Genomic DNA, 20,988 nt, shown 5'->3' on the forward strand with positions numbered 1-20,988 from the left:
GGGGTGGGACCCACCCCCCCGGACTCCCCCCCGTGGGCATGTGTCGGTGCGGCCGCAGGTCATCGGCGGGCGACGGTGTAGCCGTGCGTCCCGTCCCGCCGGATGTCGTCCAGCCCGGGCAGCCAGCTGCCGAGCACCAGCGCGGACGGGTAGAACATCGGCTCCGGCAGCTCGTCCACCGCGAAGCGCTCCCAACCGGCGCAGGCGTGCGGCTCGGTGACCACCGCCTCGGCCAGACTCGGCGGCGCCAGCACGGCGGCGGTCAGCCGGGGCCGGCCGAGCTCGTGGTCCAGGTGCACGGCGAGCACCCGCATCTGCGCCGCGGGCAGCACGATGCCGGTCTCCTCGGCGAGTTCGCGGGCCGCGGTCTGCTCGAAGGACTCGCCGAGGTCGACCTTGCCGCCGGGCAGGCTCCAGGTGGGCGGTTCGCCGGCCGTGGTGCGGCGGCCGATCAACACCCGGCCGTCCCCGGTGGGCACGATGATCCCGGCGCCGAGCAGCGGTGCGGTCGGTACGGTGCTCAACTCGCCATCTCCTTCAGCTGGTTACCAGTTGCCGCGCTCGTAGTCCTTGAGGAAGCAGCCGTACAGGTCCTCGCCGGCCTCGCCGCGCACGATCGGGTCGTACACCCGGGCCGCGCCGTCGACCAGGTCGAGCGGGGCGTGGAAGCCTTCGTCGGCGAGGCGCATCTTGTCCGGGTGCGGCCGCTCGTCGGTGATCCAGCCGGTGTCGACGGCGGTCATCAGGATGCCGTGGCTCTGGAACATCTCCTGCGCGCTGGTGCGGGTGAGCATGTTGAGCGCGGCCTTGGCCATGTTGGTGTGCGGGTGGCCGGCGCCCTTGTAGCCGCGCGAGAAGACGCCCTCCATCGCGGAGACGTTGACCACGTACTTGCGACGGGACGCGGACGCGGCCATCGCCGGGCGCAGCCGGCTGATCAGGATGAACGGCGCGGTGGAGTTGCAGAGCTGGACCTCCAGCAGCTCGACCGGGCCCACCTCCTCGACGGTCTGCACCCAGCTGTTGGTGTCCGCGAGGTCGGGCACCAGGCCGCCGGCGTCGATCGCGGTGCCGGCCTCGATCCGGGCCGGGGTGGCGGAGCCGGTGACCAGGGCGAGCGAGGTGACGTCCTCGGCGGCCAGCCGCTGCTCGCCGCCGCTCGCCTGGTGGGGGAGGGCGGGCAGGTCGACGCTGCCGCTGTTGAAGCGGCCGATGGTGGTGGCCTGCGGCAGCTCACCGGCCGGCAGCGGGGCGGACTCGGCGTTGACCAGCTCGCGGTAGGACTCCGGCGGGCGGCGGACGGTCTGCGCGGCGTTGTTGATCAGGATGTCCAGCGGACCGTCGGCGGCGACCTCGTCGGCCAGTGCCATCACCTGGGCCGGGTCACGCAGGTCGATGCCGATGATCTTGAGGCGGTGGATCCACTCGGCGCTGTCCGGCATCGCCTTGAAGCGGCGGATCGCGTCGTTGGGGAAGCGGGTGGTGATGGTGGTGTGGGCGCCGTCGCGCAGCAGCATCAGCGCGATGTACATCCCGATCTTGGCTCGGCCGCCGGTCAGCAGCGCGCGCTTGCCGGTGAGGTCGGCCCGGGCGTCCCGGCGGGACCGGTTCAGGACCGCGCACTTCTGGCACAGGTTGTGGTAGAAGGCGTCGACCTCGACATACCGCTGCTTGCAGGTGTAGCAGGAGCGGGGCCGCTCCAGGATGCCGGCGATCTCGGTGGTGGTGACGGTGGTCAGGCCGAAGGCGCCGGCCGTCTCGTCGTCGATCCGGGTCGGGGCGCCGGTGGCCGTGCGGGCGGTGACCTCGCGGTCGTTCGCGGTCTTGCGGGCCCGGGTCTCCTGGCGGCGGCGCTGCTTGAGGGTCCGGAATATGCCGCCGACGGCCTTGCGGACGGTGATCGCGTCCGGGTGGTCGACGTGCAGCTCGTCCAGCTCCGCGAGCACCTCCAGGCAGAGCCTCAGCCGCTCGGGGTCGAGGCCGGGACCGAAGTCGATCTCCTCCTCGGTGCCCTCGACCTGGCCATGCCCGACGTCCTGTCGCTCGACGTCCTTCTGCTCGATGCTCACGCCCGCTGCCGCTTTCCCACTCGCCTCGCCGTTACCGCGTGAATGCTACGGGAGTGGTCCTCGCCGGGGCGAAAAGCCGACGTGGGGGAGGGTGCTTGGAGGATCGTCCATGTCTACGCGCGGAGCATTGATCACGGTTTGTGCACACCACCAGCAATGTTCCTCGAACTGGCTTTTGCCTCCGCGCTGCCGGAGAATCGAATGCTGGGTGCCGGGCGCCCGAGTGCGCCCCGGCGGCATCGCCGCAACCGCGCCCGAGGTGTAATTTCTCCCAGCCAGAGAGCCCATTCATGCGTTTCCTGAACGACCTCAAGCCCTCGTACGACTTGACGTACGACGACGTCTTCATGGTCCCCAGCCGTTCCGCCGTGGGCTCCCGGCAGGGCGTGGACCTCTCCTCGAACGACGGCACCGGCACCACCATCCCGCTGGTCGTCGCCAACATGACCGCCATCGCCGGGCGCCGGATGGCCGAGACCGTCGCCCGCCGCGGCGGCCTGGTCGCCATCCCGCAGGACATCCCGACCGAGGTCATCGCCGAGGTCATCTCCTGGGTCAAGCAGCGCCACCTGGTGGTCGACACCCCGATCACCCTCGCGCCCGGCGCCACCGTCGCCGAGGCGCTCTCCCTGCTGCCCAAGCGCGCGCACGGCGCCCTCGTGGTGGTCGAGGACGGCAAGCCGGTCGGCGTCGTCACCGAGTCCGACTGCCAGGGCGTGGACCGCTTCACCAGCCTCGCCGACATCATGTCCCGCGAGCTGCTGCTGCTGGACGAGGGCATCGACCCGCGCGCCGCCTTCGACAAGCTCTCCGAGGCGCACCGCAAGCTCGCCCCGGTGGTCGACGCCGAGGGCCGCCTGGTCGGCATCCTCACCCGCAAGGGCGCGCTGCGCGCCACCCTGTACACCCCGGCCGTGGACGCGAACGGCAAGCTGCGGATCGCCGCCACCGTCGGCATCAACGGCGACGTCGCGGGCAAGGCCAAGGCGCTGATCGACGCCGGGGCCGACGTGCTGGTGGTCGACACCGCGCACGGCCACCAGGAGAGCATGATCAGCGCGCTGCGCGCGGTGCGCGGCCTGGACCCGCAGATCCCGATCGTGGCCGGCAACGTGGTCTCCGCCGCCGGTGTCCGCGACCTGGTCGAGGCGGGCGCCGACATCCTCAAGGTCGGCGTCGGCCCGGGCGCCATGTGCACCACCCGGATGATGACCGGTGTCGGCCGCCCGCAGTTCTCCGCAGTCCTGGAGTGCGCCGCCGAGGCCCGCCGGCTCGGCAAGCACGTCTGGGCCGACGGCGGCGTGCGCCACCCGCGCGACGTCGCCATGGCGCTGGCCGCCGGTGCCTCCAACGTGATGATCGGCTCCTGGTTCGCCGGCACCTACGAGTCCCCGGGCGACCTGCAGACCGCCGCCGACGGCCGCCAGTACAAGGAGAGCTTCGGCATGGCCTCGGCTCGTGCGGTCAGCAACCGCACCGCCCAGGACTCCACGTACGACCGGGCCCGCAAGGCGCTGTTCGAGGAGGGCATCTCGCACTCCCGGATGTTCCTCGACCCGGCCCGCCCGGGCGTCGAGGACCTGATCGACTCGATCGTGGCCGGCGTGCGCAGCTCCTGCACCTACGCGGGCGCCAACACCCTGGAGGAGTTCCACGAGAAGGCGATCGTGGGCATCCAGAGCGCGGCCGGCTACGCCGAGGGCAAGCCGCTGCACTCCAGCTGGGCCTGATCGGGCCGGGGCTGGTCGGGCTGGGCCCGCCCAGCCCGGGCCCGCCCACCCGCGTCCGTACCGTCGGCCGTCCGGTTCCTCGCCTCGGGGAGCCGGGCGGCCGCGGCCGTCTCGGGCGTGTCCTGCCGTCGGCCGTGCCCGTCGTGCCCTTGGCCCTGGCCGTCCTGGCCGTCCCGCCCGTGGTGCGGTCCGACTGGGAGCAGTAGGGCGCGGCCGAGCATTCCGACCGAGCCGTCCAGCGCGGCGGCGAAGGCCCGGGCGGCGCCCGGTAGCCGGCGCAGCTCCCATAGCTCCCGCACGGCCGCCCAGGCTCCCTCGCGGGCGGCCTCGACCGACCAGGTGCCGAGCAGGTGGGTGAGTGGCTCGGCGTGCTCCAGCAGGTCGGGCCCGGGCATCAGCTGCTCGCGCACGGCCGTCTCCACTTCGGCCAGCACCCCGTTGATCCGGCGGTAGTCCGCCTCGACCCCGGCCGGCTCGCAGCCACGGCGCAGGCAGAGGTCGACCACGGCCAGCGGCAGGTCGTGCTGGATGTGGGCGTTCATCCCGGCCAACGCGAACTGCAGCGGGTGCACGCCCGGGTGGGCGCGCAGCGCGAACAGCGGCCGCCAGCAAGCGGGCGGATCCTGCCCGGCCGCGTCGGCGGCCACGGCCAGCAGGTACCGCCCGGCGAACACCACGTCCAACTCGGCCATCGCCGGAGGGTCGGCGAAGTACCCGCCGACGAGTCGGTCGCGCACCGCCTCCGTCACTGTCAGGTAGGCCTGGTTGAAGACCGCCACCCCGTCCGTCGGGGGCAGCTCTGCCGCGATCTCCCGTAGCCGGCCGACCACCTCCTCGACCGTGACCGGCCGGCGGGTCGTCGCCGTACGGGCCGTCGCTGTGCGGGTCATGCTCCACCCTCCGAGGCCGATCGTGCACTGATCGCATCATCGTGGCAGCGTGGAGGGTGTCCGGTGGGCGCGAACACGCGTCCGTCGAAGTGGCGTCACACGATCAGGCCGCCCTGCCCTGGAATGACGTGGAGCTGGATGTGACTGGACTTTGCTGTGACTTTACCTATTTCCCGCCCCCTGCCATGGTCCCGACCGTGATCAACCGTCGTGCCCTGATGTCCGCGCTCGCCGCGGCCCCGGCCCTCAGCGCCCTCAGCGCCGTCGACGCCGTCGGCGCCACGCTGGGGAGCACCCCCGCGAACGCCGCCGACCTCTACCCCTCCAACACGGCCCTCTACGCCGACCCGTCCCTGGTTGAGGGCGTGGACTACGGCCGCCGCTACCGCCGGCACTTGATCGACGACCAGAGCCCGCAGGACCGTCCGCCGTTCATCCGGACCACCGTCATCGCCCCGCACGGCGGCGGCATCGAGGTCGGCACGTCCGAACTGTGCCTGGCCGTCGCCGGCTACGACCCGGCCGACCTCGCCCCGACCCCGGCCGCCGGGCCGGTGCTCGACTTCTGGATGTTCGAGGGTCTGCGCTCCTCCAACAACGGCGCACTGCACGTCACCTCGACCCACTGCGATGACGGCGTGGTCCGGGCGATGTGCGCCGGCAGCCTCAACGTGCTGTCGCTGCACGGCTGCACCACCGCAAAAGCCGGCTTGGAGGTCGGTGCCCGGGCCGTGCTGGTCGGCGGCCTGAACTCCGCCTTCCGCCAGTACCTGATGGAGGAGTTCGCGGCGGCGGGCGTCCGGGCCGTGACCGCCTCCGGCGAGGAGGAGATCGCGGGCGCCTCGCCGGAGAACATCTGCAACCGCAGCCTGCTCGGGATGGGCGCCCAGTTGGAGCTGACCACCGAGCTGCGCGCCACGATGTTCGCCCCGGGTAAGAGCACCCGCGCCGAAGCGGCGGTCAACACCCTGCCGCTGTTCTGGGGCTTCACGACCGCGGTCCGGACCGCGATCCAGCGGGTGGAGGCGACCCAGCCCATCCTGTGACGGACGGCCCGCCGGCTGCGTGCCCCGCAGCCGGCGTCAGCCCAGCTCGTACGCCAGCACGTAGGTGTGGGTGCCGGACTCGTCGACGGCCAGCCGGAACTCCCCGGTGATCCCGGCCAGCTCGCCCGTCCCGGTGCCCGGCACCACGCGTATCGTCACCCCGGTGGTGTCCCAGGCCGCGTGCTGGAGCACGAACGAGCCCTTTCGCCCGTCCAGTTCACCCGTCACGTGCTCCACCGCGACGTACGAGGCCGGGCCGCCCGAGGCGTCGCCGACGGACAGCATCCGCACCTCGCTCCGCCCGCTCAGGCCGCCCGTGAAGGTCTTGGCGATGCTGACCCGCCCGAAGGAGACGCCCTCGCGCTCCTCCGTCTCCACCGGCTCGAAAGCGGTCAGCTCGAACGACCCGCTCGCCTCGGCACCCACGGCACGCTCCCCTCGTCGGTCGTCCCCCGGTCGGCACCCCGCCGACCGAGCGGCCGGGCACGCCCCGACCGTGCGTGAAGCGTTGCACACACCACTGACAATCGGCCCTGCGCCGCCGTCAGTACTCCCAGCGCAGCGCCAGCACCGCAGCGTCGTCGGCCAGCCCGGCGTCCCCGACCCAGCCGTCGACGTCCGCGAGCAGGGCGACCAGCAGGTCCGCCGGGTTCCACGCCGGCAGGCCGGGCAGACGTTCCGCCAGCGGGTAGAACCGGCCCTCGGCGTCCCGGGCCTCGGACACGCCGTCAGTGTGCAGGAGCAGCATGTCGCCGGGCCGCGGCTCGAAGCGGCCCGCCGGGTAGCCGCCGCCGGTCAGTCCGAGCAGGCCCAGCGGCGGCGCCGGGAACGGCGGCTCCAGGCCGCTCACCCTGCCCGCGCGGCGCAGCAGTGGGTGCGGGTGGCCGCAGTTCACGATCGTCACCGGTCCCCGGTCCGGTGCCACGTCCAGCAGCAGCGCGGTGGCGAACCGCCCGTCCTCCGACCGCGCGGTGAGCGCAGCGTCCAGCCGCTCCGCCAGTCGGGTGAGGTCGGGATCGGTCCGCGCCGCCTCCCGGAACACGCCCAGCACGTCCGCCGCCGTCTCCACCGCCGGAAGCCCGTGCCCCTGCACGTCGCCGAGCAGGATCCGCACGCCGAAGCGGGTCTCGACGACGGCGTACACGTCCCCGCCGATCCGTGCCTCGGCCGCCGCCGCGACGTACCGCACGGCCACACGCAGCCGCCCGATCCGCTCCGGCGGAGGGCGCAGCAGGGCCCGCTGCGCCGCCTCGGCCACCGTCCGGACCCGGAACAGCTCCCGTTCCCGGGCCGCCACCAGGACGACGTTGGCGGCGCTGGCCAACGTCGCGGCGAGCACCGTGATCAGCGCGGTGATGTGCACCTCGGTCGGCAGATCGGTGTTGGTGGCCTCCAGTAGCCCGACCGCGAGGACGGCGATCGCCCCGGCGATCAGCGGCACCCGGGCCGTCCGGGTGGTCGCTCCGGCCAGCACCGGCGCCACCGCGAGGACGGGGGAGAGCGTCGTGCCGGGGCCGGTCGCCAGATCGGCGATGATGGCGCCGATCAGCAGCGCGAAGGCGCCGTACAGCAGCAGCCGGGTGCGTCGCGGTAGGTGTAGCGGCGGCACACCGGCCGGGCCGTCGTCGGCGGTCACGCGTCCTCCAGGGCTGAGCGGCTGAGCGGGCCTACGATCCACTCTGCTCCGCTCCCCCCGCAGGCGGCACCTCGGACGAGGACGGCCGGGCGTACCCGACTAGGCTGGGCCGCGAGATGAGACGCAAGAGCCGCCGCCCGGCCTCCCCCCTCCCACAGCGCAACGGCGTGGACCCGGTGCACCTGCGGCTCCCGGCCGAGGGTCCCTGGCCGACCGTTCGCGCCCACCTGGTCGAGCGGCTGCCCGCCGTGGCGGCCGAGCGGATCGACGCGGCGTTGCACGGGCGGGAGATCGTCGGTGAGGACGGGCCGGTCGCGCCCGACGCGCCGTTCCGGCCCGGCGCGCACCTGTGGTTCTACCGGGACCTGCCGGACGAGGTCCGCGTCCCGTTCGAGCTGGAGGTGCTGCACCGGGACGAGCACCTGGTCGTCGTCGACAAGCCGCACTTCCTGGCCACCACCCCGCGCGGCAGGCACGTCGTCGAGACGGCGCTCTCCCGGCTGCGGCACACCCTCGACCTGCCCGCGCTCAGCCCCGCCCACCGGCTCGACCGGCTCACCGCCGGCCTGGCCATGTTCGTGGTCCGGCCGGAGGACCGCGGCGCCTACCAGACGCTCTTCCGCGACCGGCTGGTCCGCAAGGAGTACCGGGCCGTCGCCCCCTACGACCCGGCGCTGAGCCTGCCCCGCACCGTCCGCAGCCACATCGTCAAGGAACGGGGCGTGATCGCGGCCCGCGAGGTCGACGCCCCGCCGAACAGCGAGAGCGAGATCGACCTGGTCGACCACCGCGACGGCCTCGCCCGCTACCGCCTCCGCCCGCTCAGTGGACGCACCCACCAGCTGCGGCTGCACATGTGCGGGCTCGGCGTGCCGATCCTCGGGGACCCGGTCTACCCGGTGGTGCTGCCCGAACCGGCCCCGGACGATTTCCGTCGGCCGCTCCAACTCCTCTCCTCCGTCGTCGAGTTCACCGACCCGCTGACCGGCCGCGAGCGCCGCTTCGAGAGCCGCCGCACCCTGGCCGCCTGGAGCGACCCCGAGGGCTGGGCCCGCGGCGCGTCCTAGGCGGGAGTCTCGCGGCCCCCGGTACCCGCGAGACTGGCTCACCACCGTGATCACGGACAGTCGAACGCCGAGGTCCCCGACAGGGTCAGGCTCGGACGCCGGCGTGGTGCCCGTGGTGGTACCGACCGTGCCGCCGCCGGTGCCGCCGTTGCCGCCGTTGCCGCCGACCGGTTCCGGACGCCGACGATCCGGACCGGCCGGCTCCGGACATCGAGGCTTCCGAGGACGAGGACGAGTTGGCTAAGGCCTCGTCCGACTCCTTGGCGCCGCCCTCCGATGCTGAGGGCAGCACGTCGATCCGGCCCATCTGGCCGTGCGAGGAGTGCACCCCGTGGTGGCAGTGATAGACGTACTGGCCCGGGTAGTCGCCCCAGGTCATGGCGATCCGGACGGACTGGCCCGGATAGATCGGGACGGTGTCCTTCAGCCCGGCCTCGGCCGGGCCGACCGGCTCCCCGTCACGGTCCAGCACGCGGAACCGCACCAGGTGGGTGTGGAAGGAGTGGGGGGCGTGGAAGACCCCGGCCGGCCGGCGGGTGAGGTGGTTGTGGATCGTCCAGATCTCGCTGGTGCCGACGGTGGTCCGCACGTCGGTCCGGTCCGGGTCGTACTTGCGCCCGTTGATCCTGGTGTCCGGGAAGGTCGTCAGCCAGAACTCCCGCTCCACCGTCGCCTTCGGGATCGGCGGCAGGGTGGCCAGGACGTCCGGTATCCGGCTACGGTCCTCGGCCGTCCGGGTGATGTCGAAGCGCAGCACCTCGGACCGCTCGCTCTCCAGCGCGGCCGTGTTCTCCAGCACCACCGATTCGCCGACCGGGTAGCGGGAGAAGTCGACCACGATCTCGGCGCGTTCCGCGCCGGCCAGGGTCAACTCGTCCAACTTCACCGGCCCGGCGAGAAGTCCGCCGTCGGAGGCTATCTGGGTGAACGGCTCGCCGTCGGCGAAGCGCAGCGATATGTGGCGGTTGGGCGAGACGTTGAAGACCCGCAGACGGTACTTGCGCGCCGCCACCTCGAAGTAGGGCCGCTCCTTGCCGTTGACCAGCATGTGCGGGCACTCGTACGGGTCGGTGTAGACCAGCCTGCCGTCCCTCTCGATCCGGGCGTCCCGGATCAGCAGCGGGATGTCGAACTCGCCGCTCGGCAGCGGCAGGCTGCTCTCGTGCGGGTCGCTGAGCAGGTAGGCGCCGGCCAGACCGCGGTAGACGTTCTCGGCCTCCAGCCCGTGCGCGTGGTCGTGGTACCAGAGCGAGGCGGCCACCTGTTCGTTGGGGTAGCGGTACTCGCGGGTCTCGCCGGGCTCGACGAGGTCCATCGGCAGGCCGTCGTACTTCGACTGGACATGGCCGCCGTGCAGGTGGACGGAGGTGTGCACGCTCAGGTCGTTGGTCTGCTCGATCACCACCTCCCGGCCCTTGACGGCCCGGATGGTCGGACCGGGGAAGCAGTCGCCGTAGGTCCGGACGGTGGTCAGCAGCCCCTTGACGATCTCCACCTCGGACTCGGCCATCCGCAGCTTGTACAGGTCCGAGGAATCCGTCCGCGACACCGGACTCAGCACTGGGGGCACTCGCATGGCGTGCGCGAAGGTGGAGATCCGGGCGGCCCGCCCCTTGGGCTCCGACCTGGCCTGAGCGGCCGGCAGTGCGACTGGCAGTGCGACTGGCGCGGTCTGGGCCAGGCTTGGTGTGAGGCCCCAGGGGAGGAGGGCCACTGGGCCGCCTATGGTGGCGGCCCTGAGGAGGTCTCGTCGGTTCAGCATCCTCGGTCTCTCTGTCCGGGACCCGGCGGTCGGTATGCCGCCGGGCAGATGGTTCGCCGGCCGTGGTCGCCGGTCGCCCCCGCCAAACGGCTGCCGCGCACATGACGGCGCGGGCCTGGCGGTGGCTGACCGTGCGGCTCGCGCCGCGCTTGGTAACCGCCCCGCTGGCTCAGTATCAGCGGGCTTCGCGCGCTCTGCATCGCGACCGCATCCGCACGGGACCCCGGCATCCCGGGGCGGCCGGCATACCCGGGACGTTCGGGTGCCACTTCGTGCGGGGGCGAGCGCCTGGTGCGCGCTGCCGGCGCGCGGCCGCGCCCGTCGTGCCCGACACTCGTTGGGCACGACGGGGGAAGGCCGGGTATCTCCGCCGGTCATTCAGGTGGTGGCCGGTACGACATTGGTGGCGGCGACCGCGCGGCGGACCGTTCTGGCCAGGTCCACGGCATCGCCCTGGGCCCAGATGTGGGTGAAGAAGAGGCGCGGTTCGTCCGTCAGGCCGTGGTTGTGGAGTTCGACGAGTTCGATGCCGCCCTGCCGCAGCACCCCGATCACCTCCTGGACCTCGGCGGCGACCATGGCGAGGTCGCCGCTGAGCGCGGCCCGTCCGCCGCCGAGCGGCTGGAAGTTGAAGGCCGAGGTCGCGCCCAGGCCGGGTGGCAGGACGTGCCCCTCGTCGACGAGGGTCTCGCGGCGCACGAAGACGCACGCATGGACGTCCTCGCCGCTGTTGCCCGCGGCCCCCAGCGCGGCGTCGATGCCGACGGTGTCCAGTTCGAGGGGCCGGAGCGGTCTTCTGGGCGGGCGCGGTGCCGGAGTGCCGGTGCGGTCGAGCGCGGTCCGCAGCCCGCGGGCCAGTGCCACGGCGTCGTGGCCGTGTGCGCAGACATGGGTCCACCAGACGTCCGGCGACTGCTCCGGCAGGTGTTTGTGGATGGCCGTCAGGGCGATCCCCTGAGCCCGGAGCGCGTCGGTGAACGCCGGCAGCTCGTCCGCGGTCACCACCAGATCGCCCATCATCAGGGTGCTGCCGTCGTCGTACCGGGCGAAGGAGGCGTGCGAGCCCAGCGCGAGCCCAGGAGTGATGGCGACGCCGCGGCTGACCACGCGCAGGTCGTGCCGCGGGAAGGGCGTGTGGTGGTAGGTCGTGCGGATGAGGTTGCCCGGGCGGCCGAGGGTGTGCGCGATGTCGCCCCAGTCCTCCTCGCGGGTGGTCACCGGGATGGGGGCGGGCCCCATGCCGCCGTGATCATGGGCTGATCCGGGCCCCGGGCCGCCGTGATCATGGGCTGATCCCGGCCCCGTGCCGTCGGGATCACGGGCCGCGGCCGGCCCCATGGCCGCATCCCCCGCCAGACCGGCCAGCACTGGTATCAGCCCGGCCGCCGCCAGCAGCGGTCGTCGCGGTACAGCGGGGGGAACAGGGTTCCCGGGGGTTGCGTCTTCGGTTTTCACAGGTACCTCCAGGGCCCGGGGCGAGTGCAGGAGCAGCTCCCCGCACGGCGGCCACGGCGGCGTGCGGGTAACGGCTCCCGTCTGGGCCGGCCGCCGGGGGGCCGGTGGCCGGACGAAGGATCGGATGGGGGCGCGGCTCGACTTCGCGGTCAGGACGCCCAGGTGCCCAGGGACATCTCGGCGGTGATGCCGGGGCCGAACCCGGCCAGCAGCCCCTGGTGGCCGTTGAGAGCCGACTTCTCGTCGAACATCCGGGCCAGGGCGTCGAGCACGACCGCACTGGCGATGTTGCCGTACTCGGTGAGGGTGGCCCGGCTGAAGCGGAACGCCTCGGGCGGCACCCCCAGGAAGCGGCTCAGGTCGTCCAGGATCCGTGGACCGCCGGCGTGGATGATGTAGAAGTCCAGCATGCCCACGTCCCACCGGTGCTGTTCCGCCACCGCACGCAGGGCAGGGCTGAGGGGCTCCATCGTCCCCGGCACCCGCTTGTCCAGCTGGAAGTGGAATCCGGTGGGGCGGACCGCGTAGGAGATCCACTCCTCGGTGTTCGGGATGAGGTAGGAGCCGTTGCGCTCCAACCGGATCCCGGTGCCGCCCTCGCCCCGGACCACGGCGGCGGCGATCCCGTCGCCGAACAGGCCGTTCGACAGCAGCGATCCCACGCCCAGGTCGGTGGGCTGGTAGCACAGCGAGCAGAACTCGCAGGCCACGATCAGCACGTTGGCGCCCGGGTACGCCGAGCAGAAGTCATGGGCCCGGTTCACCGCCGCGCCGCCGGCCGCACAGCCCAGTTGGGCGATCGGCAGCTGCCGGGTCTCCGGCCGGAAGCCCAGCTTGTTGATCAGCCACGCCGTGAGCGACGGCATCATGAAGCCGGTGCACGACACGTAGACGATCAGGTCGATCTGCGACGGCTCCACCTGGGCCGATTCGAGGGCCTGGACCACCACCGCCGGGACGCGGGCCTTGGACTCCGCCTCGAAGACGGCGCTCCGCTCGTCCAGCCCCGGGTGCTTCAGCACCACGTCGATGGGTTGGATCAGATGCCGCTTCCGCACCCCGGTGTTCTTGATGAGGCGCAACGCCAGAGCGAGCTGGGGATGGTCCTGGTGGAGCCTGCGCGCCAGTTCGAGGGTTTCCTCGTTGGTGATGACGTGCTCCGGCACGGCTATCGCGGGCTTACACAGAACGGCCATGGGACTTCCTCCTGACGGACGGAGTTCCCGGTGCGACCCTGGCGAGGCGGGGAATTCAGTGCTCGACGGCAGCCGCTGCGAGCCGAACGCGTGGAGACGGCGCGGCGGCGGGACTCACCGGGCGGGGCCCAACAGCGCGGCAGACGAGCCGGCAGAGCGAGGATCGGATGCTCGCTGTGCGGGCGGTGCCGGCCACTAGTTGGTTCGGGCCACGTCAGCCCAATTTACGGAAGGTGGGTCCAGCACGCACGTCGGCCCGCACACTCCAAGGTGTGCGGGCCGACGTGCGCGGCGATGCCGGAAGCGAGGTGGCGGTGGGCGAGCGCCGGAGCGTGGGGCACCGTCACCAGGTGACCGGCAGCCCGAGCGGATAGCGCCAGATCGACGAGGTGTTCCACGCCAGCTCCGCGGCCGGCTTCGCCAGCGCGATCCTGGGGAAGCGCTCCAGCAGGGTCCCGAGGGCGACTTCGAGCTCGGTGATGGCCAGCGGTGCGCCGAGGCAGTGGTGCGCGCCCCAGCCGAAGGTCATGTGGGAGGGGCTGGTCCGCTCCAGGTCCAGCTCGTCGGGCCGCTCGAACCTGCGGCCGTCCCGGTTGGCGGTCAGGTAGGAGACGTGCACGATGTCCCCCGCCGGGATCGTCACCCCGCTCAGCTCCACGTCCTCAAGGGCCACCCGGGGGATGCCGACGCCCTTGCGGAAGGGGATGAAGCGCAGCATCTCCTGGATCACCTGGCTGAGCATCTCGGGCCGCTCGAGCAGGGTGGCGCGCACGTCCGGCCGGGTGAGGATGGTGTACGAGAGGTTGCCGAGCTCGTACGTCGTGGTGTCCTGGCCGGTGATCAGCAGGACCATGGCCATCACGGTGAGTTCCCGCTCGTCGAGGACCTCGTCCCCGTCGCGGGCCGTGGCCAGCGCGCTGATCAGGTCGTCACCGGGGTTCCTGCGCCGTTCGGCCGTCAGCTCGGCGAAGTACGCCCGCAGGTCGGCCTTGGCCCGCACCGCGTCCGGCTTGTTGTCCAGGTCCATGTTCATCATCGTCCGGGCGTTGGCGCGCAGCTGTGCGCTGTCGGCCTCGGGGATCTCCAGGACCTCGCAGATCGTGATCAGCGGGAGCGGGTGGGCCAGGTGCTCCATGAGGTCGGCCGGGGGACCCTGGTCCCGCATGCGGTCCAGCAGCCCGTTCACCACGAGCTGGGTACGGTCCCTCATCCGCTCGATGTGGTCGGGCGTGAAGCCCTTGGACACCAGGCTGCGCAGGCGGGCGCTGGCGGGCGGGTCCATGACGTTGATCGCCTCGGCCTGGACGATCGGCTCGGGAGTCATGCGCGGGAAGTCCCGGCCGACGATGGCGTGGCGGCTGAAACGCCGGTCAGTGGTCACTGTGCGCACGTCGTCGTACCCCGTGACGAGCCAGGCCTCCCCCTCGCCGTAGGGGAGGCGGATGCGGCTGGCCGGCGCGTCGTTCATGAGCTGCCGGAGCGTCGGGTCGAACTCAAGGGCTTCGGCGAAGTCGAACGGGCAGTTCCGTGCGCTGGAGTCGGTGGACATGCGGACCTCCAGGTCTGGGCCGTGCGGGCCGGATGGGAAGGCGGATGGAACGGACTGAGCACCGGTACCCGATCGGTCGGCCGCACACACCGGTGGAGGTGCGGGACGGCCGGTAATTCATCCGGGCTGATCAGCGGCAGGAGCGTCCGGTTCCCACATCACGCGGTCGCCCCGGCCGCCGCGCGCCGGTCCGCCGCCCGGCTGCTCGCGGCCACCGCGGGGCCACGCCGGACGAGCCGACACCGCCGCCGCACCCTCGCCGCCTGGACCGGCCCCCGGGGCTGGGAGGCCGGGTCCTAGGACGGCCCGTCGATCTAGGACGAACGCATGACCCGGTCCCAAGCCGGGCGACCGATCCGCCGCTCGCCCCGGCGGCGGGATCGTTGCCTCATGAACGCAGCACCGCACACCGCCCCCGCCCCCGTCGCCCTGGTCACCGGCGCCTCCCGAGGACTCGGCCTGGCGCTCGCGCACGCCCTCGCCGCCGAGGGCTGGCAGCTGGTGATCACCGCTCGGGGCGCTGCCGAACTCGCCGAGGCCGAACAGGCCCTGGCCGCCGTCACCAAGGTGGTGGCCCTGTCCGGCTCGATCGTCGACGACGACCACCGCGCCCGCCTGGCCGAGGCCGCCGAGGGACTCGGCGGCGCGAGCCTCCTGGTCAACAACGCCGGCACGCTCAACGGCGCCCCCGCCCCCGGCGCCGAGCCGCTGCCCCGGCTGGCCGACTTCCCGCTGCCGGACCTGCTGGAGACCTTCGAGGTCAACGCGCTCGCCCCGATCGCGCTCACCCAACTCGTCCTGCCCCAGCTGCGCGCCCGCTCCGGCGCGGTCCTCAACATCAGCTCGGACGCCGCCGTGGTGCCCTACCTCGGTTGGGGAGGCTACGGCGCCAGCAAGGCCGCGCTCGACCAGGCCACCGCCGTACTCGCCAGGGAGGAGCCGGAGTTGAGGGTCTGGGCGGTCGACCCGGGCAGCATGCGCACCCGGATGATGCAGGAGGCGAGCCCCGGCGAGGACATCTCCGGCGAGCCACTGCCCGAGCAGGTCGCACCCGTTCTGCTCGGCCTGCTGCGCGACCGCACCCCCTCCGGCCGCTACCGCGCCGAGGACCTGGCAGCCGTCGACCGGGGTGGGCGATGACGGCCCTGACCGGCCTCGGCCTCGGTCTCGACCTCACCGTCCCGCCCGAACTCTCCGCCCGCGCACCGGCGGAGGCCCGCGGCGGGGCCCGGGACGGCGTACGGATGCTGGTCGGCCGGCGCGCCTCCGGCGGCATCGAGCACCGCCGCTTCACCGAGTTGCCCGAGGTGCTGCGGCCCGGCGACCTGCTGGTGGTCAACAACTCGGCCACCCTCCCGGCCGCCCTGCCGGGCCGGCTGCCCGACGGCGCGCCGGTCGCGCTGCACCTCTCCTCCGCCCAGCCGGACCGACGCGGCGGCTACCTGGTGGAGTTGCGTGAGGTGGTGCCCGGGCAGGCGGCGGCGTACTACCCGCCGGAGCGGTCCCCGGCCCGCCCGGGCCTGCGGGTCGGCCTGCCGGACGGCGGCACGGCCGAGCTGACCGAGCCGTTCACCGCCCGCCTCTGGTATGCCGAACTCCACCTGCCTGTCCCGCTGTTGTGCTACCTGGAGCTGTACGGCCGGGCGATCCGGTACGGCTACACGGACCGCGACTGGCCGGTCGAGGCCTACCAGACGGTCTTCGCGACCGTCCCCGGCAGCAGCGAAATGCCCAGCGCGGCCCGTCCGTTCAGCCCTGAGGCGGTGGCTCGGCTGGCCGGCCGGGGCGTGCTGGTCGCCCCGGTCACCCTGCACGCCGGGGTGGCCTCGCCGGAGGCGCACGAGGCCCCGTACGCCGAGCGCTTCCACGTCCCGGCGGTCACCGCCCGGCTGGCCGGCCACGTCCGGGCCGAGGGCGGCCGGGTGATCGCCGTCGGCACCACCGTGGTGCGCGCCCTGGAGTCGGCCGCCGAACCCGACGGCACGCTCCAGGAGGCCGACGGTTGGACGGAGTTGGTGATCACCCCGGAGCGCGGCGTGCGCGCCGTCGACGGCCTGCTCACCGGCTGGCACGAGCCCCGCGCCTCGCACCTGCTGATGCTGGCCGCCGTCGCGGGCCGTCCGCTGCTGGCGGCCTGTTACCGCGAGGCCGTCCAACATCGGTACCTGTGGCACGAGTTCGGGGACGTCAACCTGCTTCTGCCGGACTGACCGGGGTCGGCCGGTGGCGGCGTAGGTCGCGAACCCCCCGTTGGTGTCCGCCGGCCCTGCACGGCGGTCGACCGGGACGGGGGAGAGCGATGATTCCCCCGCCGGCCCGGGCCCCCACCCCGGCGGGCAGGCGAGGCGATCACGGTGTCGAGCCGGGGGCGCCGCTCAGGCCAGCAGGGTCTGCGCCACGTGGTGGGTGTCCAGGTACTCGCGGACGGCGGTGATCAGCCCGTTCTCCACGGTGAACACGCCCAGGCAGTGGTTCTCGTACGGGGCGCCGTTGGCGGCCTTCCCGACGGTGGTCCACTCGGCCACCGCCTGCGGACCGTCGGCGAGGACGTGGGTGAGGGTGATGGCCGGCAGTCCGTCGGTGGCGAACAGGGCGCCGACCCGGCCGAGGAAGTCGCCGAAGATCTCCTGCTTGCCGTGCCAGGTGCGGGACAGGGTGAGGCCGCCCGGGTAGGTCCAGGTGGCGTCCTCGGCGAACAGGGCGACGGCGGCGTCGAGTTCACCCGCCGCGAGGAGGGTGACGTAGTCGGTGACGACGGTACGGGCGTCGGGCTGCTGCATGGTGGGCTCCGCTGGTGTGTACGGTCGGGGCTCTCCCGCCGTGACACCAGCAAAGCCCGGCGACGGCGGTGGCGGCCAACAACCGCACGAGCACCCCGACAACCATCCGTTGTCCATGCAGGTCTAATCGGTCGAGAAGCCCGGCGGCAGCTCCAGCTCGAACCAGACCACCTTGCCGTCCCTGGTCCGGCGGCTGCCCCAGCGGTGCGCCAGCTCGTTGACCAGGTGGATGCCGCGCCCGCCCTCGTCCTCGATGTGGGCACGGCGGATCCGGGGCGCTTCACTCCCCTGGTCGGCGACCTCCACGGTGAGGACCCGATTGCAGAACAACCTCAGTTGGGTGGGGAATCCGGAGTGCACCAGGGCGTTGGTGATCAGCTCGCTGGTGAGCAGCTCGGCCCAGTACGCGAGCGCGCTGAGCCCCCAGGCGTCCAGCGTCTCGCGGGTGAAGCGGCGCGAGTGGGCGACCATCGCGCGGTCGCCGGTGAGCGGCAGGATGGCGATCCGGTCCGCGCCTTGCGGGCGGACCTGCGCCATGATGACGGCGATGTCGTCCTCGGAGGTGCGGCCGGTGAGCCGGGTCAGGACGGCGTCGCAGGTCTGCTCCAGCGTGCGGCGCCGGTCCGCGACGGTACGACGCAGCAGGGTCAGGCCCTCGTCCAGGTCGCGGCCCCGGCGCTCGATCAGGCCGTCGGTGTAGAGGGTCAGGATGCCCTCCTCGGGGAGGGTGAACTCCACGCTCTCGAACGGGACTCCGCCGACCCCGAGCGGTGCGCCGGGCGGCAGGTCGACCAGGTCGGCGTTGCCCTCGGTGTCGGCGACCACGGGCGGCAGGTGCCCGGCGCAGGCGGCGGTGCAGCGGCGGTCCACCGGGTCGTACACCACGCACACACAGGTGGCGAACTGCCCCTCGCCGAGCGCCGTGGTGGCCTCGTCCAACCGGTACAGCACCCGCGCCGGGTCCAGTTCAAGGGTGATCAACGTCCGGGCTACGGTCCGGAGTTGGCCCATGGTGGCGGCGGCCCGAATGCCGTGGCCCATCACGTCGCCGACGATCAGCGCGACCCGGCCGGCGGAGAGCGGCACCACGTCGAACCAGTCGCCGCCGACCTCGCTCACCACGCTGCTGGGCAGGTAGCGGTAGGCCAGCTCCAAGCCGATCGTACGGTGGATCTCCTGTGGCAGCAGGCTGCGTTGGAGCGTGAGGGCGGTGTCCCGCTCACGGCGGTAGAGCCGCGCGTTGTCGATCGCCAGCGCCGTCCGGGCGGCCAGCTCCTCGGCCAGCGAACGGTCCGCCGGGCCGAACGGCACCGGGTTGCGGGTGCGGACGAACTCCGCGCCGCCCAGCACGAGTCCGCGCGCCACCAACGGCACCATCAGGTAGGAGTGGATCCCGGCGGCCAGCCCCGGCTGCACCCGGTCGGGGGAGGCGACGATCCGGCGCAGCTCCTCCTCGGTCACCTCGGAGACCAGGATCGAGCGCCGGGTGCGCAGGCTCTGCGCGTACACCTCGGCGGACTGCGAGGTCTCGCCGACATGGTCGGCGGCCTCCGTCATGGTGCCGTCCTGGGCCGCCTCGCCGACCGCCACCGCCCGCATCAGCACCGAGCCGTCCCGGGGCACCGGCCCGGGCTCCTCGCCGCTGAGCACCGCGTCGCGCAGGTCCACGGTGACGAAGTCGGCGAAGCGCGGGGTCACCACCTCCACCAACTCCTGGGCGGTGCGGTGCAGATCGAGCGTGGTGCCGATCCGGTTGCTGGCCTCGTTCAGCAGGCCCAGCCGCTGCTGGGCGGCCCAGGCCTCGTCCAGCGCCCGCTGCCGGGCGGCGGCCGCGTCGCGCTCCCGGGTGAACAGCAGCGCGTTGTCGATCGACACCGCCGCCCGCACCGCCAACTCCCCGGCCAGCGCGAGGTCCTCGTCCTCGTACGGGCGCTCCGCCATGGTCCGGTAGAAACCCGCCACACCGACCACGCTGCCCCGCGCGATCAGCGGGACCACCATGAACGAGAGCACGTTCTGCTCCCGTACGGCGGCGGTGCGCACCGGGTCGTCGGCGAACCAGGCCATGCCCTCCTCGTCCATCCGCGGCACCAGCACCGGCTTGCGGTGCGCCAGGCTCCACGCGTACGGCGAACCGGGCAGGAATCGGTGCGCCCCGCCCAGCCGGTCGATCGGCGTCAGGGTGGAGCCGTGCACCGAGTGGAAGGCGATCCGCCGCAGCAGCGCCGAACCGTCCGCCGGGGCACGGGCCTCCCGCTCGCCCCGGACCAGTTCCTCCAAGACCTCCACCACCACCGTGTCGGCCAGCCGGGGCGTCGCCACCTCGGCCAACTCCTGTGCGGTCCGGCCGATTTCGAGCGTGGTGCCGATCCGGGTGGAGGCCGCGTTGACCAGCGCGAGCCGCTCCTGCGCCGCCTTCGCCTCGCGCAGCGCCTGCTGCCGCGCCAGCACCGTCTGGTGCTGGCGCAGGTACAGCCGGGCATTGTCGATCGCGACGGCGGCCCGCGAGGCCAGCTCGTCGCCCAGGGTGATGTCGGCCGCCGCGAAGGACTCCCGCTTGCCGCGCCGCGAGTACACCACCATGCCGAGCGTCGTGCCGCGCGCCACCAGCGGCGTGATCCGAACCGGACGCGGCCGGTCGCCCAGGAACGCCTGGAGGTGGCTCTCGTTGATGCCGTCGCTCAGCGGCGTCAGCTCCCAGGACGGCACCACCACCGTGCGCCCGGTGGTCAGCGCCCGGCCGTACGGGGAGTCCGCCGGAAGCTCGTACACCGCGTCCACCGGCAGCGCCTCGGTCGGGTACAGCGGGTCGGCGGTGGCCAGCGCCAGACGGCGCACCAGCTGCGGGGCCTCCGCGTCCGGCGGCTCGACGTTGCGGCCCGCCACCAGCGCCTCCAGCGCGAACACCCCGCTGATGTCGGCGAGCCTCGGAACCATCGCGTCGGCCAGCTCCCGAGCGGTCTGCCGCAGGTCGAGGGTGGTGCCGATCGAGGCGGTCGCGTCGACCAGCAGGGCGAGCCGCTCCTGCGCTCGGGCCGCTCGGGCGTCTGCGCGGTAACGCTCGGTGATGTCGATGACGGTTGCGCTGACCCCGAGCACCCGCCCGGCCCGGTCCGCGAGCCGGAAGTAGGACGCGGACCAGGCGTACTCGTGCCGCGGATCGTCCGGCATGCGCCCGTGCGAGCGGAAGTCCACCACCGGCTCACCGCTTGACAGCACCTGCCGCATCACCGCCTCGGCCTCGGTGCCGTTGATCCCCGGCAGCAACTCGGTGAGCCGGTGGCCCAGGTGCTCGTCGGCGGGCAGTCCGTTCGCCCGGGCCAGTGCCTCGTTCAGTCGGACGAAGCGCAACTCGGTGTCGTACACCGCCATACCGACCGGGGACTGGGTGAAGAACCCGTCCAGCACGGCCAGATCCGCCTGGATGCGGTGCAGCGTCGTCACCTCGGACGCGACGGCCAGCACCAGCGGCGCCCCGCCGGGCCCCCGGATCGGGTGCGTGCGGAACTCCAGGTTCACCAGGTGCCCGTCCCGGTGCCGCACCGGGAACACCCCGGACCACTCCAGGCCCTGCAGGATCTGCCCGAACAGCTCCAGCACCTCGGGCCGCGTCTCGTCCGAGGTCAGCAGCTTCGCCGCCTTCTGCCCCACCGCCTCGTCCGCACGGTAACCGAGCAGTGCCTCCGCGTCGCCGCTCCAGTGCAGGATCCGCCCGTCGGCCTCGATCAGCGCCGTGGCGATCGGCACCAGCAGGGCATCCTGCCGCGGTTCCCCCTGGCGCCGCCCTTCGTCGTTCACCATGGCCAGA

The 20,988-nt window shown here is 72.9% G+C and carries 16 protein-coding genes; 5 read left to right on the plus strand and 11 right to left on the minus strand.

The genetic code is table 11. The annotated features are described in order from the left end of the window. Positions 1-59: 59 nt before the first annotated feature. Positions 60-524 (minus strand): NUDIX hydrolase, encoded by a 465-nt coding sequence (locus tag ACFQ87_RS15555; protein WP_380611279.1) that lies wholly within the window; start codon positions 522-524, stop codon positions 60-62. Positions 525-545: 21 nt separating this feature from the next. Next, complete coding sequence (locus tag ACFQ87_RS15560) at positions 546-1,997, minus strand: SDR family NAD(P)-dependent oxidoreductase (protein ID WP_380611404.1); 1,452 nt, start codon at positions 1,995-1,997, stop codon at positions 546-548. Positions 1,998-2,359: 362 nt separating this feature from the next. Between ACFQ87_RS15560 and ACFQ87_RS15565 the strand changes: the two genes are divergently transcribed. Continuing rightward, positions 2,360-3,799, plus strand: a complete 1,440-nt coding sequence (locus ACFQ87_RS15565) for a GuaB1 family IMP dehydrogenase-related protein (RefSeq protein WP_380611280.1) — start codon at positions 2,360-2,362, stop codon at positions 3,797-3,799. On the opposite strand, the gene ACFQ87_RS15570 is transcribed toward ACFQ87_RS15565, so the two are convergent. After that, positions 3,760-4,689, minus strand: a complete 930-nt coding sequence (locus tag ACFQ87_RS15570) for a DUF5995 family protein (RefSeq protein WP_380611281.1) — start codon at positions 4,687-4,689, stop codon at positions 3,760-3,762. The genes ACFQ87_RS15565 and ACFQ87_RS15570 overlap by 40 nt on opposite strands. A 185-nt stretch (positions 4,690-4,874) precedes the next feature. Between ACFQ87_RS15570 and ACFQ87_RS15575 the strand changes: the two genes are divergently transcribed. Next, entirely contained in the window at positions 4,875-5,735 is an 861-nt protein-coding gene (locus ACFQ87_RS15575; protein ID WP_380611283.1) for a poly-gamma-glutamate hydrolase family protein, read from the plus strand. Between the two features lie 36 nt (positions 5,736-5,771). Here the strand turns inward: ACFQ87_RS15575 and ACFQ87_RS15580 are convergent, their stop codons facing one another. Beyond that, positions 5,772-6,161, minus strand: a complete 390-nt coding sequence (locus ACFQ87_RS15580) for a DUF3224 domain-containing protein (protein ID WP_380611285.1) — start codon at positions 6,159-6,161, stop codon at positions 5,772-5,774. Positions 6,162-6,279: 118 nt separating this feature from the next. Then, positions 6,280-7,371: a PP2C family protein-serine/threonine phosphatase gene (locus ACFQ87_RS15585; protein WP_380611286.1), complete on the minus strand. Its 1,092-nt coding sequence runs from the start codon at positions 7,369-7,371 to the stop codon at positions 6,280-6,282. A 116-nt stretch (positions 7,372-7,487) separates the two neighbouring features. Between ACFQ87_RS15585 and ACFQ87_RS15590 the strand changes: the two genes are divergently transcribed. After that, on the plus strand, positions 7,488-8,438 hold the full coding sequence (locus ACFQ87_RS15590) for a pseudouridine synthase (protein WP_380611287.1): 951 nt from the start codon (positions 7,488-7,490) through the stop codon (positions 8,436-8,438). A gap of 85 nt (positions 8,439-8,523) precedes the next feature. Here ACFQ87_RS15590 and ACFQ87_RS15595 read toward each other — a convergent pair whose 3' ends face one another. The 4 genes from ACFQ87_RS15595 to ACFQ87_RS15610 all read right to left on the minus strand — a co-directional run bounded on the left by ACFQ87_RS15595 (position 8,524) and on the right by ACFQ87_RS15610 (position 14,400). Then, positions 8,524-10,014, minus strand: coding sequence for a multicopper oxidase family protein (locus tag ACFQ87_RS15595; RefSeq protein ID WP_380611289.1), 1,491 nt, complete (start codon positions 10,012-10,014; stop codon positions 8,524-8,526). Positions 10,015-10,578: 564 nt separating this feature from the next. Next, entirely contained in the window at positions 10,579-11,439 is an 861-nt protein-coding gene (locus ACFQ87_RS15600) for a DUF1259 domain-containing protein (protein WP_380611290.1), read from the minus strand. 365 nt (positions 11,440-11,804) lie between these two features. Next, positions 11,805-12,851 (minus strand): type III polyketide synthase, encoded by a 1,047-nt coding sequence (locus tag ACFQ87_RS15605; RefSeq protein ID WP_380611291.1) that lies wholly within the window; start codon positions 12,849-12,851, stop codon positions 11,805-11,807. A gap of 343 nt (positions 12,852-13,194) precedes the next feature. Beyond that, positions 13,195-14,400, minus strand: coding sequence for a cytochrome P450 (locus ACFQ87_RS15610; RefSeq protein ID WP_380611292.1), 1,206 nt, complete (start codon positions 14,398-14,400; stop codon positions 13,195-13,197). 390 nt (positions 14,401-14,790) lie between these two features. On the opposite strand from ACFQ87_RS15610, the gene ACFQ87_RS15615 reads away from it, so the two are divergent. Together ACFQ87_RS15615 and ACFQ87_RS15620 are read left to right on the plus strand one after the other, a co-directional pair. Next, entirely contained in the window at positions 14,791-15,540 is a 750-nt protein-coding gene (locus tag ACFQ87_RS15615) for an SDR family oxidoreductase (protein WP_380611293.1), read from the plus strand. Continuing rightward, a complete protein-coding gene (locus tag ACFQ87_RS15620) occupies positions 15,537-16,610 on the plus strand; it encodes an S-adenosylmethionine:tRNA ribosyltransferase-isomerase (protein WP_380611294.1) in 1,074 nt (357 codons plus the stop codon). The genes ACFQ87_RS15615 and ACFQ87_RS15620 overlap by 4 nt, the downstream gene beginning before the upstream one ends. 165 nt (positions 16,611-16,775) lie before the next feature. Here the strand turns inward: ACFQ87_RS15620 and ACFQ87_RS15625 are convergent, their stop codons facing one another. Then, complete coding sequence (locus ACFQ87_RS15625) at positions 16,776-17,180, minus strand: nuclear transport factor 2 family protein (RefSeq protein WP_380611295.1); 405 nt, start codon at positions 17,178-17,180, stop codon at positions 16,776-16,778. A gap of 123 nt (positions 17,181-17,303) precedes the next feature. After that, on the minus strand, positions 17,304-20,927 hold the full coding sequence (locus ACFQ87_RS15630) for a SpoIIE family protein phosphatase (RefSeq protein ID WP_380611296.1): 3,624 nt from the start codon (positions 20,925-20,927) through the stop codon (positions 17,304-17,306). Positions 20,928-20,988: the final 61 nt, after the last annotated feature.

The sequence above is a fragment of the Kitasatospora sp. NPDC056531 genome, from assembly GCF_042794375.1.
In the GTDB taxonomy this organism is placed as follows: Bacteria; Actinomycetota; Actinomycetes; order Streptomycetales; family Streptomycetaceae; genus Kitasatospora.

Excerpts from the sequence above, each read along its gene's own strand:
- ACFQ87_RS15565 (WP_380611280.1), top strand. The coding sequence starts at position 2,360 with ATGCGTTTCCTGAACGACCTCAAGCCCTCGTACGACTTGACGTACGAC.
- ACFQ87_RS15570 (WP_380611281.1), bottom strand. The coding sequence starts at position 4,689 with ATGACCCGCACAGCGACGGCCCGTACGGCGACGACCCGCCGGCCGGTC.
- ACFQ87_RS15575 (WP_380611283.1), top strand. The coding sequence starts at position 4,875 with ATGGTCCCGACCGTGATCAACCGTCGTGCCCTGATGTCCGCGCTCGCC.
- ACFQ87_RS15590 (WP_380611287.1), top strand. The coding sequence starts at position 7,488 with ATGAGACGCAAGAGCCGCCGCCCGGCCTCCCCCCTCCCACAGCGCAAC.
- ACFQ87_RS15595 (WP_380611289.1), bottom strand. The coding sequence starts at position 10,014 with ATGCGAGTGCCCCCAGTGCTGAGTCCGGTGTCGCGGACGGATTCCTCG.
- ACFQ87_RS15600 (WP_380611290.1), bottom strand. The coding sequence starts at position 11,439 with ATGGGGCCCGCCCCCATCCCGGTGACCACCCGCGAGGAGGACTGGGGC.
- ACFQ87_RS15605 (WP_380611291.1), bottom strand. The coding sequence starts at position 12,851 with ATGGCCGTTCTGTGTAAGCCCGCGATAGCCGTGCCGGAGCACGTCATC.
- ACFQ87_RS15610 (WP_380611292.1), bottom strand. The coding sequence starts at position 14,400 with ATGTCCACCGACTCCAGCGCACGGAACTGCCCGTTCGACTTCGCCGAA.
- ACFQ87_RS15615 (WP_380611293.1), top strand. The coding sequence starts at position 14,791 with ATGAACGCAGCACCGCACACCGCCCCCGCCCCCGTCGCCCTGGTCACC.
- ACFQ87_RS15620 (WP_380611294.1), top strand. The coding sequence starts at position 15,537 with ATGACGGCCCTGACCGGCCTCGGCCTCGGTCTCGACCTCACCGTCCCG.
- ACFQ87_RS15625 (WP_380611295.1), bottom strand. The coding sequence starts at position 17,180 with ATGCAGCAGCCCGACGCCCGTACCGTCGTCACCGACTACGTCACCCTC.